Below are 13,076 nucleotides of genomic sequence, written 5' to 3' on the forward strand. Positions count from 1 at the left end.
ATTGTGGAAGCGTTATTAAGCCCCGGTCACTGGTTATTGGTATACGCGCTGATCAGCATCATCGCACTGGTTTTGTTGATTGCCCGTTATCGCCTGAATCCTTTCATCACGCTCACGCTGGTTTCACTTGGACTGGGGTTGATGGCGGGAATCCCGGCAAAAGATGTAGTGTTTGTGTACGAAGCCGGCGTTGGTAAAACGCTGGGGCATATCGCATTAGTCGTAGCGCTCGGCACCATGCTCGGAAAAATGATGGCCGAGTCGGGCGGTGCAGAACAAATTGCGCGCACATTGATCGGCTGGTTTGGCGAAAAAAATGTGCATTGGGCGATGGTATTTATCGCGTTTTTGGTTGGCCTGCCCATTTTTTTCGAAGTCGGATTTGTATTGCTGATTCCGATTGCCTTTAACGTTGCGCGCCGTACGGGTACTTCGATGTTATTGGTTGGCTTGCCGATGGTGGCGGGGTTATCGGTAGTGCACGGTCTCGTTCCACCGCATCCGGCTGCGATGATTGCGGTAGGTGAATATCAAGCTAACGTTGGACGCACTATTTTTTATGCATTGGTAGTTGGAATTCCAACGGCAATTATCGCGGGACCCATTTTCGCCAAATGGATTGCCCCACGCATTCAATTGCCTGCGGTAAATCCACTTGAGCATGAATTTATTAATGAGGAAAAAGCGCGCGACTTGCCAGGTTTTGGTATCACACTGGCAACAATTATGTTGCCAGTGGTGTTGATGCTGCTCGGGGGTTGGGCGAACCAAATTGCTGCGCCGGGTACAAGCCTGAATGCATTTTTAACATTCGTGGGTAACTCGGTAGTTGCCTTGTTGATCGCAACATTGGTGAGTTTTTACACATTGGGATTGGCGCGCGGTTTTAATCGCGATTCAATTTTGAAATTCAGTCATGAATGTTTGGCCCCTACAGCGGGTATTACGTTATTGGTTGGCGCCGGTGGTGGTTTGAATCGCATTCTGGTTGAAGCCGGTATTGCCAAAGAAATTGTGACGGTTTCGGCGGGAATGGCATTAACTCCGCTCGCGATGGGGTGGTTAGTTGCCGCCTTAATGCGCATTGCAACCGGCTCTGCTACTGTGGCGATGAGCACGGCAGCAGGCATTGTTGCACCCATCGCGATGGCTGCCAATTATCCGCATCCCGAATTATTGGTAATTGCCACCGGCGCAGGTTCATTAATTTTGTCGCACGTGAACGACGGCGGTTTCTGGCTGATTAAAGAATATTTCAATATGACCGTGACCCAGACGCTAAAAACCTGGACGGTGCTGGAAACCATAATTTCACTGGTCGCTTTCGGTTTTGTGTCACTGTTGGCGATGATTATTTAAAGCGCGCTTATTAGAACGCGAGTGAAAAATTCATGACTGCATTATTCGATATTGTTTATCACATTCGCGGTAGTCGCGATCGCCTTTCCGCAACGGAGCAAAAAGTTGCCGATACAATCCTGGAGGATATCGCCTTTGCCGCCAGCGCCAGTATTGATCAACTAGCTGCAAAAGCGAGTGTGAGTATTGCCACTATTTCGCGCTTTGCAAAATCCGTTGGCTGCGAAGATATTCGCGATCTGAAATTAAAACTGGCGCAAGCCAGTGCAGTGGGGACACGCTTTTTAGCGGAGGTGCCTGCAGTAGAAGAGAGTGCATTTTATGCGCAAATTTGCAGTGAAGTTGAATCTACATTACGTGCAAATTTATCGCGTTTTGTAGAAGCAGATTTTCGTGCGGCAGCTAATTTGCTGAATAGTGCGCGCCTGATTTATATCGGCGGCATGGGTGGGGCATCCACCATGTTATCGGACGAAGTGCAATTCCGTATCGCCCGTTTGGGGATTGCGGTAAGCGCATACCATGATCCGGTTTTGCTGCGTATGTTTGCTGCTACCTTGACTGAAAAAGATGTATTGGTGCTGTTATCGGTTACCGGTGTTACTCCTGAATTACTGGAAGTTGCCGATATTGCGCGTGAATACGGCGCGAAGCTTATTGTGCTTTCCGCACACAGTTCGCCGTTGGCCCAAAAGGCCGACATAGTGATTCCTTTGGTGACTGAAGAAACGGATTTTATTTATAAGCCATCGGCATCCCGTTACGGCATGTTGCTGGCAATTGACATACTGGCCACTGAGTTGGCGCTCGCACGTAAATCCGAAAGCAAGGAATTGTTGCGCAGGGTGAAATTTGCACTCGATGAATATCGCGGTGGCGACAATCGCCTGCCGCTGGGCGATTAACACAACATTTCTGAATAACAATATTTTTGCAGGATGAATGGCAGTGAAGTTTGATTTGATTATTCGCAACGCGCAAATTCTGGATGGTTCAGGTGAACCATCTTTTGATGCGGACATTGCCATTCATGCGGGAACCATTGCAGCTATCGGGACGCTTGAAAATCAGGATGCCCTGACAACGTTGTACGCGGAGGGCATGGTTCTCGCTCCCGGTTTTATTGATGTGCACACCCATGATGACCTGCAGGTTATTCGTGCGCCGGACATGCTGCCAAAAATTTCACAAGGAATTACCACCGTAATTGTTGGCAATTGCGGCATTAGTGCAAGCCCGGTCAGCCTTAATGGCAACCTGCCGGACCCGATGAATTTATTAGGCATCGCGGATGATTTTGAATTTCCGGATTTTGCCAGCTACAAAGCGGCGGTGAATAAAACACAGCCCTCGGTAAATGTTGCGGCTTTAGTCGGGCATACGGCATTGCGTAATAATCATATGGATAAATTGAATCGCACCGCCACTGCTGATGAAATTGAAAAAATGCGCGTGCAATTGCGTGAAAGTTTAAAGGAAGGTGCATTGGGGCTTTCATCCGGCCTTGCATACGCTTCCGCATTTTCTGCAACCGTTGATGAAGTAAAAAGTTTGGCGCAAGTGTTAAATGAATTCGGCGCAGTCTACACAACCCATCTGCGCACTGAATTTAATGAAATTTTATCGGCGTTAGATGAAGCATTTGAAACGGGTGAAGCGGCCCAGGCACCAGTGATTATTTCGCATTTGAAATGCGCCGGTGCCGGTAATTGGGGACGCAGTGGTGAAGTGTTGCAAAAAATTGAGCATGCTGCAGCGAATCACCCTGTCGGTTGCGATTGTTATCCTTACAGCGCGAGTTCATCGACGCTGGATTTGCAACAGGTGACTAGCGACTTCGATATTGTGATTACCTGGAGCGATCCACATCCGGAACAAGGTGGAAAAAAACTGGCTGAAATTGCCAGTGAATGGCAAATAAGTTTGTTGGACGCGGCAAAAAAATTACAACCGGCTGGTGCGGTATATCACGGTATGAGTGAACAGGATGTTCAAAAAATCCTTGCTCATCCATTAACGATGGTTGGATCAGATGGTTTGCCAGTCGACCCATTGCCTCATCCGCGTTTATGGGGCGCATTTCCGCGAGTGCTTGGACATTATAGCCGCGATTTGAATTTGTTCAGTTTACCTGAGGCGGTGCGCAAAATGACGCGCATGTCTGCTGATCGTTTTGGCCTGGATGATCGGGGCCGTATAGCAGTGGGAGCGGCGGCGGATTTGGTGTTATTCGATCCACAACAAGTAAAAGATTCGGCAACTTTTTCCCAGCCTCAACAATTAGCCGAAGGCATTCACTCCGTGTGGGTGAACGGTATATTGAGTTACCAAAATAAAAAAATAACTGGCCAACGCGCTGGAAAATTTTTGGAACGGCAACGGGATTTAAGGGTTGGGTTTTATTGAATCCCTTGGTCCTTTTTTCGAAGGGTGAGTTGCCGTTAGCGGCTCCTTTGAAAAAGAAGTCGGGGGATTAAACTGCAAACATTCATACAAACTTTGAGAGTTAAACATGTCCGAAATAAAACGTTACGGTGTTGAAGGTGGCAAAGGTACTGGTGGTCAGCATCTGCCATTTGCGCGCGCTGCCGGTGCTGATGGTTGGTTATTTGTATCTGGCCAGGTACCCATGGTTAAGGGTGAAATTATTGACGGTGGTATTGTTGCGCAATCTCATCAAGCCATTAAAAACGTACTTGCAATTCTGGCAGAAGCTGGCTACGGGCCGGAGCATGTAGTGCGTTGTGGTGTATGGCTGGATGACCCGCGTGATTTTATGTCATTCAATCGTGTATTTATGGAATATTTCGGCGCAAATCCTCCCGCGCGCGCATGTGTGGTGTCCAGCATGGTGGTGGATTGCAAAGTAGAAGTAGATTGTGTGGCTTACAAAAAACCGGAATAAGATGTAATTAAAATTATGATTCGCTATTTAGTACTCATTGTCAGTTTTATTTTTTCTGCTTGTGCAAATGCACAGGCAGATTTGCTGCCACTAATGCCCTGGCCACAATCGGTGGTGCAACAACACGGGCAATTGCAATTGGGTAATAAATGGTTAATCGCAATTGATGCCAGGAAAAATGGTGAAATAAACGCGGCGCTAAAACGTATAGTTAAACGTGTAGAGCTACAAACCGGCCAAAAAATTCAGTGGAAATTAGTGGGTACTGACAAAGCTAATGTCATTATCAAGGCGAATCAGGTTGCGCCTATCTCCGATTTCATTAAGGATTGGGATGAGTCTTACCAGCTAACAATATCAACCAATACTGTTACGTTATCGGCCAACCAATCATTGGGTGTTTTGCGCGGCCTCGAAACCTTATTGCAGTTAATTGGTAACCAACATCAAAGCATTCAATTGCCATTAGTGAGTATCCAGGATCAGCCACGATTTAAATGGCGTGGGCTGTTGCTTGACACTTCGCGCCATTTTTTTTCGGTCAATACTATTAAACGTCAAATCGATGCCATGGCGGCGGCCAAATATAATATTTTCCATTGGCATTTAACGGATGATCAGGGCTGGCGCTTTGAATCAAAAAAATATCCGAAGTTACATAAGTTAGCGTCCGATGGGGAATATTATTCGCGCAAGCAAATCCGTGAAATTGTCAGCTATGCACGTGAGCGTGGCATTCAGGTTTTGCCTGAAATTGATGTTCCGGGTCATGCAAGTGCAATTGCTGTTGCTTACCCTGAGTTAATGTCAGCCCCAGGTCCCTATGCGATGGAATATCGCTGGGGTGTACATAAGCCCTTGTTAAATCCAGCCAACGAAAAAGTGTATGAGTTTGTAGATGGCCTGGTTGAGGAGGTCACTGAATTATTTCCCTTTGAATATTTGCATATCGGTGGCGACGAGGTAGATCCTGAACATTGGAATACCAATCCAGATATTCAGGCATTTATGAAAGCAAATGGATTAAAAGATTCTCGGGCGTTGCACGCGTACTTTAATCAGCGCGTACAAAAAATATTGCAACGACATCAACGCAAAATGATTGGTTGGGATGAAATCCAGCACAAAGATTTGCCGAAAGACATTCTGATCCATTCCTGGCGAGGACCGGACGGTGTAAGTGATGCGGTTAGCCATGGCTTTCAGGCGATCTTATCTACCGGTTATTATTTGGACCAACCACAATATGCTTCTTATCACTACCGCAATGATCCAATTCCACCTGCCCCGGTTGTAGTCGATAACATTTCTGCACAAGATGCAATAAATAGCTGGCGCTTTGAAATGCCGCGCAAGCGCGGAAAACCGGTAACGGGGTCTTTCAGTTTAATTGGTGAAGGAAAAAATGCGCGTGCTTTAGTCGATTTCACCGGTAAGTCGCGCCGTGAGGCAAAACTACACAGCTACGATGAAGAATCTGCGATTTTTTCATTGGATACATGGATGGGGCCCGCCCAATTTAACGTTACTTTTTCTGATAAAAAAGTACCGGCTTCTGTTAAAGGTTTGTCAAAAGAAAGAACGATTTTGGAAGGCACTATTCTTGTCGGTAATGCACCTTATTCTATTAGCGGTGAAAAAATAACAAATAACCCTTCTTTACAAAAAAATACTGATTTTGAAAATTTGGATAAAAAAAATAACGGTAAAAATCCTTTAAAAAATAGTGCACAAAAACGGTTACCAAAAACCGAACCCGTGGCGCATTTAAGTGCAGAAAATGAGGCTTTGATACTGGGTGGTGAAGCTGCGCTATGGGTAGAAATTGTCGATGAACATAGTATTGACTTGCGTTTGTGGCCGCGCGCATTTGTTGTTGCAGAAAGGCTTTGGTCGGCCCGAAGTTTGCAAGATGAAAGTACCCTTTATGTGCGTATGGATAAGGTTGCAAATTGGGCGGAAAAATCAGTAGGTTTGTTGCACAACAGTCAACAGCAAGCTGCGTTAAAAAAATTGGTGAGTGATAGCGCCAATGCGACAGAAATAATGAGTTTGGCAACATTTATTCAAACATTGGAGCCTGCACATTATTACCATCGCCAGCATGAAAAATCGGCTAATGAAAGTTATTCAAAAGCTGATCCATTAAATCGACTGGTTGATGCATTGCCTGCAGAAAATGAAAACTTGCGACAATTTAATCTGCGCCTGGAGCAATGGTTAAAGAATCCACAAGATGATGAGAATTATCACCAGCTGCGTGAACAGTTTTCAGTATGGAGTGATGCAGGAATAAAACTGCTTCCGTTAGTAAAAGATCGCTCGCAATGGCAATCATTAGCGGAAAAAGTACAAAAGGTCTCACAGTGGGGAATATTGCTGTTGGATCGTCGGCTGCAGGGAGCATTGATTACGGAAAATGAACAGGAAGAGGTAAAAAAACTACTCATAAACGCGCAAAAAATTGATCAGGAAATCATAGTGGCGACGGCTTATTCTGTAGAGAAAATTTTGTATTCGTTTACACGCCCCTAGTTTGTAAAAAATGGTTGGGGGAATTGTAAATAAAGTTGACAACGTTGTCCTTGTGGCGCAAAGTTAAACGAGCCAAAGCGGTAAAAGCTTTGATGATTGTTACTTGCTCCCGGGATAGAAAAATAATTAAAACATCGTTCTTACGGGTAGGTTGCTATGGCAGAAGTAGCACTGGTTAACAAACATCTTTTGGCACTGATTATTAGCGGCATAGTAGCCGCAATTGCAGTGGCACTTTTGCTGGTGCGTAACCGTAACCTGCAAAAAGCGCTGCACAAACAGCAAGCCGTAAATAATGATAATGCTGTTGCCGATTCAAATCCGGATTCCAATGCCGGTAATCATACAGACGCGCAACAAAAGGAACTGGTTGATCGATTGGTGCAATTTATGGAAGAGAATAAACCTTATCTGGAATCACATATTACGGTTGAACGTTTAGCCAATAAATTAAATGTGTCACCCAAACTTTTATCCAGCACGATTAATAGTCAGTTACACGTTAATTTTTTTGAGTTAATTGGCAATTATCGCGTAGCAGAAGCAAAGAAACGGTTAGTTGATTCAGAGTTAAGACAAAAGCCAATTAGTGAAATTATGAAAAGCTGCGGCTTCAACAGCAAATCAGTTTTTAATCAGGCGTTTAAAAAATCAGTGGGCGTAACCCCTAGCCATTATCGACAACAACATTTGCATTAACGGCAATGTATTGGTTTTTTGGCACAGAGTTCGACTTTTGGTAGGTATTAGTTCGATTTTTTTTTGCATATGGCATCACAAAAAAGCAGGTGTTAGATTCGGAAACTGCTCCGTTTTTAATATTTTATGCGCTTATCGTGAGTTAATTTTATTTCGCCAGGATGTGAGTGCAAGTAATGTTTTTTGCGGTATGTAGTAGATGGAGTGTCCAGAAAATTGTGTGTAACTATACTTAGTTAAACGCTGTAAAGGGTTCAATACGAGAGAAAAAACCAAGGGGTTAGATATGTTTACAAGTAAAAACAAAATGACAGAAATGTCCGGCAGGGGGTTTAAAAGATCCTTGTTAGCTGTATCTATTATGGCATTAAGTGTTCCTTCATTTGCACAAACCGCCAACAACTCTGGTGATACACTAGATGAAGTTGTTGTTACAGGAATGAAGACCAGTATCAATTCTGCTCAAGAATTAAAGCGCTCCGCGGATACAGTAAAAGATGTTATTACTGCAACCGATATCGGTGCGTTGCCGGATAAATCAGTGACCGAAGCTCTTCAACGTGTTCCCGGTGTAACTATTGAGCGTTTTGCATCTTCCAGCGATCCTAAACACTATGCTGACGAAGGTACCGGTGTATTGGTGCGTGGTCTGGATCGTGTGCGTTCAGAAGTTAACGGTCGTGATGCGTTCAGTGCTAACCCATGGGGTGGCTTGAGTTATGAGGATTTCCCGGCAGAATTGTTGGGTGCTGTTGAGGTTGTTAAAAACCAAACTTCAGACCTGATTGCCGGAGGTATTGCTGGTACTGTAAACCTGATTACCCGTAAGCCATTTGACTCAGATGAGCGTGTAGTCTCCTTTACTGCAAAAGCAAACTATGGCGATTTACGTGAAGAGGTTACTCCATCGTTTTCCGGTTTGTTTGCAGACTCTTGGGAAACCTCTGCGGGTAAATTTGGCTTTTTGCTAGCAGGCTCTCAATCAGAATATGAAACTCGTGGTGATGGTGTAGGTGTGGGTAACTATCACGCTCGTGGTGTTGATATTGCGCCGGCGAGTTGGTACAACTGGGGTGAACAATCAACTAGCCCAGGTAAAGTGGCTGGGTTGTGGGATAGTCCATGTACTCCATCTGCTTGGTCTTGGGCTGAAGGTGCGGCAGCAGGTTGTACCGGTCCATCAGCGAAGCTTATTCCTGAAGAAGATCAGTACGTTTCACCATATGATGGCGCGGGATTACCTGGCCAGCCAGAAGGTGTTACTTGGTATAGTCCAGCTAACTATCACATCAGCACTGCCGAAAATGATCGTGAGCGTACAGGTTTCACTACGTCTTTGCAGTGGGCGAATGCTGATGAAACCATTGTTACTACATTAGAACACATCAATTCAAAAGCATCGCTTGAATGGCGTGAGCGTGTAATTGCATCAGGTGATCGTGGTTTCTTGGCTGCAAATGGCGGTGCAACACAGTGGACTGAAGATGTTAACAATAGCTTCCCATTCACAGTTAATAGTGAGGGATTGTTAACTTCTGGTATTGGCAGAAACACATCAGGTGATCTTCCATTACAGTTCCGCACTCGTTATAACTACAATGAAAACACTGTAGAAGATACTTCTCTTAATGTTGAGTTGAAGCCTACAGATCGTTTAACAGTGTCTCTTGATTATCAACGTGTTGAATCAGAGCAGGTTGTTCATAACTATGGTTTAACCTCACGCATTAATGGTAACCAAACGACCACATATGCTCCATTTTTCTTGGATCTACGTGGCTCTGTGCCATCTGTTCAATATTTGAATAAAAACGTATCCTACCCATCTGATGTAGCAGTAAATACCGCTCCTATTCTGCGTTTGGCATCTGGTATGCAGCAAGAAGTGCAAGCTGATGCAGAGGCTGACAGCTTCCAGTTTGACCTAAAATATGATTTTGATGGTGTATTTACCGCAATTAGGGCTGGTGCCTATTACTCAGAAAAAGATCTGACTATTGGTGATACTGAGTATCAAGGTTGGAGTGCGTTGGGTACACCTTGGGATGCCGTTGGGTCGTACAATGCTTCTCCGCAAGCGGCGCCTCAATTATTCGAGCGTGTAAGTTTTGCTGATGTATATGATGGCAAAGTAGTAAAAGGCGATCACAATAGCTTCTTGTTCCCGAAAATGGACCTGGCTAAAAACTATATTCAAACACTTCGCGATGGCTGTGGTACTTGGAGTGCGTTGGGTAATGCCAACGATGGTACTGGTGGTTGTGCTAAACCGTACGAAGATTTAAATGATCGTTTGTATAGCCATTTCTCTGAGCGTCATGTGAGTTCAACCACAGAAGAAAGAACTGAGTTTTATGTTCGTGGTGATTTCGAGTTTGCAGATTTAGCTGTACCTGTTAAGGGTAATGTTGGTTTGCGTTATGTAGGCTATCAATTAGAGTCTACTGGTTTCTTGGTTCTGCCTGAGGAATCTCGTCGCGGTACGCTTGGTTCAGGTGGTGAGAAGCCATCTCGTTGGACTGTAATGGAAACTAAGTACCCGGACATTTTTGCTCTGGCCTCAGGTGCTTCCGTTCAAAGTACAGTTAAAGGTACTGACTACAATACCGTATTGCCAAGTTTGAACTTGAGCTTTGGTGTAGCTGAGGATGTGGTTGTGCGTTTTGGTGCGTCTAAAGGCGTTTATATGCCAACTTTGGACAACACGCGCAATAGCATGATCGTTAGCTTGGACTTTGTTGAAGTGTTGCAGAATCCAACACTTGATAAAGACGACAATCCGGCAAGTGCGACTTATAACCCAGTAGTAGATTTGGATGACATCGAGATTAGTGCTGTTGCTCGTAATGCTTATTTAGAGCCGGAAGAAGCAGTTAATTACGATTTAACAACTGAGTGGTATTTTGCTAATGCGGGTTCTGTTTCTGTTGGTTTGTTCCATAAAAAACTGAGTAATATTATTCGCAATCAGTCATTTGCGGTTGATATTGAAGCTAATGGCAATGAATATCCAGTTGCTGCTTATGGTCCTGCCAATACGGGCTCGGGTACTATTCGCGGTGTGGAATTCTCTTACTCACAGTTTTATGACTTCTTGCCTGGTGCGTGGAGTGGTTTAGGTTTGCAATTCAACTACACCTATATCGATCAAAATGGTTTGGAAGATCCAAATGCTGTTGGTCCTATCCTGAACTTCACTGAAACAGGTACTCCAATCACTGATAACCGTAACTCTTTCCGCGTATTCAGTGGTTTACCTTTGCAGGGGTACTCAGATCAAAATCTCAATATTGTAGGTATGTACGAATACAATGATATTGCATTCCGCTTGGCTTACACTTGGCGTTCAGACTATCTGTTAACTATGCGTGAATCTGAAGAGTTCGTTCCGGCATATGCTCAGTCACAAGGGATGATGGATGCAAGCTTGTACTACACTGTCAATGATAATTGGAAAGTGGGTCTGGAAGTGAGCAACTTGTTGGATGCTGAAACTAAGACTCAGTATCAAATGAACCAAGACGGCTTTAAAACAGATGCTCTTAACTTTACGACCGACCGTCGTTATGCTTTGAGCCTTCGCGCGACCTTCTAATTACTTTATAGTATTTAGTTAGCTGGAGTAAAAACGCACAGCAAATCGCTGTGCGTTTTTTTATGCTTATTCTTTGGGTAGAGAGATGGTTTCATGTCGCAACTTAATATGAAAATAAGAAAAATTGCTATTGTTGGTGGCGGAACAGCGGGATGGTTAGCTGCAAATCATCTTGGACTAGAATCTACCAAAAGAAGAGGATTAGAGATCACTGTTATTGAGTCGAAAGATATCCCTATTATTGGTGTTGGCGAAGGTACAGTATCCATAATTAGGAAAAGTTTGGAAAATTTTGGCATCAATGAAGCAGAGCTACTATTGCGCTGCGATACCACTTTCAAAACGGGAATTAAATTTATAGATTGGATGGCGCCAAAAAAGAATCGGAAAAATAATTTTTTCTATCATCCATTTGATACCCCATATCCGTCTGGATTAGATTCTACGAATTACTGGTTGTGGAATAAATCGTGTGAGTTTTCGGCACTTACGAAAAGCTATTTTGTTGCCGAAAAAAACCAATGTCCAAAGTTAAGAGAATCCTCGCCTTATGATGGCGCAGTTAATTACGCTTATCATTTTGATGCAAAAAAGTTTGCTGATTTATTATCGGACAATGCGAAGCGTAGATTTGGAATAATTCATAAAATCAAAACTATTATATCTGCAAATCTTGGTGAAAATGGCTTTATTAAATCATTGAATTACGGTGATGGAGAAGTAGAGGAGTTTGATTTTTTCATTGATTGTAGCGGGTTTAATGCTTTGCTCATCGACAAAGTTTTTGATGTTCCATTTATTAACAAAGGTGATCAAATTCTTGCAGATCAAGCCTTGGCTTTGCAGGTGAAAACAGAATCATCAGATGAGATTTTTCCTTACACTAAAGCAACTGCTCATCAAGCGGGATGGATTTGGGACATTCCCTTAACAACTCGCAGGGGAACCGGGTTTGTATATTCTTCAGCTCACATGAGCGAGCAAGAAGCAGTAGCGGAATTTGCACGTTATCATGGAGCAGGTTTTCGTGAAGAGAATGTTAGAAAAATACCTATGAAGGCTGGATATAGGGAGAAGTTCTGGGTAAAGAATTGTGTTGCGCTTGGTCTTGCACAAGGCTTTATTGAGCCATTGGAGGCAACATCAATAGTAATAACGGATCGTTGCGCAGAGTTGATTTCTCATTTGCTGCCTGAATATTTAAAGGATATTGACCTTCGCGCAAAACAGATCAATTTGCGAGTACAGACAATATGGGAGCGCGTTATAGATTTTGTTCAGTTGCACTATTTAATATCAGATCGCAGGGACAGCACTTTTTGGCATGACTGTACGGAAAACGCAAAGGTATCAGGTGTACTAAGCGAGCGATTATTAATGTGGAAAAGTTTTGCTCCTGATCATTACGATTTTTCAGCTGAAGTAGAATTCTTTCACCGTGAAAGCTTTTTGTGTGTGCTTTATGGAATGGATTATCCAACTTTATCATTAGAAAATACGGAAGAATATATGGTTTTCTTGAAAAGTAAGATTGATACACATTTCAAGGATGCGGAAGCACTGGTTGGAAAATTAATTTCCCATCGTCAATGGCTCAATGAGTTTTATGCATATGCAGCAAATAAACAATAGTATAAAAAAGAATCATTTCTTAAATGGCCCTGCGCTTTAGGCACTTGGCAACTACAGTCTTGGCTCTGGAATATCGTATGGCCCTTATTTGTTGAATTCTAGTTATTTTTAAAGGTTTGACATTTGGTTAAAACGTTCGACTTTCATCTTATCCAAAAAACGTCATTGCGCTGGAATATTTGGCAGTGCTAATTTTATCTCGACGAAATGATTTGATGTTTGAGGAATAAAATGTCTTTCTGGCAGGTCAACACAACAAAATTTCAGAGTTATCTGCATATTTTGAACAAAATGTTGTTCGCCTGTTTGGTCATTGCATTGTTTTTAAGCGAAACAGTTTTTCACTAACAT

8 protein-coding genes are annotated in these 13,076 nt (G+C 43.5%); all 8 read left to right on the forward strand.

Annotation, left to right across the window (positions count from 1 at the left end; translation table 11 throughout):
* The first annotated feature begins 3 nt into the window (after window positions 1–3).
* The 8 genes from A596_RS16775 (at window position 4) to A596_RS16810 (ending at window position 12,725) form a co-directional block, all read left to right on the forward strand.
* Window positions 4–1,359 carry a GntP family permease gene (locus tag A596_RS16775; protein ID WP_039916905.1) on the forward strand — a complete coding sequence of 452 codons (1,356 nt, stop codon included), beginning with the start codon at window positions 4–6 and terminating at the stop codon, window positions 1,357–1,359.
* Window positions 1,360–1,391: 32 nt separating this feature from the next.
* The gene (locus tag A596_RS16780; RefSeq protein ID WP_039916907.1) at window positions 1,392–2,264 is read left to right on the forward strand and encodes a MurR/RpiR family transcriptional regulator; all 873 of its coding nucleotides are present in this window, start codon (window positions 1,392–1,394) and stop codon (window positions 2,262–2,264) included.
* Window positions 2,265–2,301: 37 nt separating this feature from the next.
* The gene (locus A596_RS16785) at window positions 2,302–3,765 is read left to right on the forward strand and encodes an N-acyl-D-amino-acid deacylase family protein (RefSeq protein WP_200882953.1); all 1,464 of its coding nucleotides are present in this window, start codon (window positions 2,302–2,304) and stop codon (window positions 3,763–3,765) included.
* A 106-nt stretch (window positions 3,766–3,871) separates the two neighbouring features.
* Entirely contained in the window at window positions 3,872–4,264 is a 393-nt protein-coding gene (locus A596_RS16790; RefSeq protein WP_039916909.1) for a RidA family protein, read from the forward strand.
* A 15-nt stretch (window positions 4,265–4,279) separates the two neighbouring features.
* The gene (locus tag A596_RS16795; RefSeq protein WP_039916910.1) at window positions 4,280–6,799 is read left to right on the forward strand and encodes a beta-N-acetylhexosaminidase; all 2,520 of its coding nucleotides are present in this window, start codon (window positions 4,280–4,282) and stop codon (window positions 6,797–6,799) included.
* Window positions 6,800–6,955: 156 nt separating this feature from the next.
* Entirely contained in the window at window positions 6,956–7,498 is a 543-nt protein-coding gene (locus A596_RS16800) for a helix-turn-helix domain-containing protein (RefSeq protein WP_052417615.1), read from the forward strand.
* Between the two features lie 286 nt (window positions 7,499–7,784).
* On the forward strand, window positions 7,785–11,093 hold the full coding sequence (locus A596_RS16805; protein WP_052417616.1) for a TonB-dependent receptor: 3,309 nt from the start codon (window positions 7,785–7,787) through the stop codon (window positions 11,091–11,093).
* 93 nt (window positions 11,094–11,186) lie between these two features.
* Entirely contained in the window at window positions 11,187–12,725 is a 1,539-nt protein-coding gene (locus A596_RS16810) for a tryptophan halogenase family protein (RefSeq protein ID WP_152600215.1), read from the forward strand.
* The last annotated feature ends 351 nt before the right edge of the window (window positions 12,726–13,076 follow it).

The organism is Cellvibrio mixtus subsp. mixtus J3-8 (assembly GCF_000766945.1).
In the GTDB taxonomy this organism is placed as follows: Bacteria; Pseudomonadota; Gammaproteobacteria; order Pseudomonadales; family Cellvibrionaceae; genus Cellvibrio; species Cellvibrio mixtus_A.

Excerpts from the sequence above, each read along its gene's own strand:
- A596_RS16810 (WP_152600215.1), top strand. The coding sequence starts at position 11,187 with ATGTCGCAACTTAATATGAAAATAAGAAAAATTGCTATTGTTGGTGGC.
- A596_RS16790 (WP_039916909.1), top strand. The coding sequence starts at position 3,872 with ATGTCCGAAATAAAACGTTACGGTGTTGAAGGTGGCAAAGGTACTGGT.
- A596_RS16780 (WP_039916907.1), top strand. The coding sequence starts at position 1,392 with ATGACTGCATTATTCGATATTGTTTATCACATTCGCGGTAGTCGCGAT.
- A596_RS16795 (WP_039916910.1), top strand. The coding sequence starts at position 4,280 with ATGATTCGCTATTTAGTACTCATTGTCAGTTTTATTTTTTCTGCTTGT.
- A596_RS16805 (WP_052417616.1), top strand. The coding sequence starts at position 7,785 with ATGTTTACAAGTAAAAACAAAATGACAGAAATGTCCGGCAGGGGGTTT.
- A596_RS16800 (WP_052417615.1), top strand. The coding sequence starts at position 6,956 with ATGGCAGAAGTAGCACTGGTTAACAAACATCTTTTGGCACTGATTATT.
- A596_RS16785 (WP_200882953.1), top strand. The coding sequence starts at position 2,302 with ATGGCAGTGAAGTTTGATTTGATTATTCGCAACGCGCAAATTCTGGAT.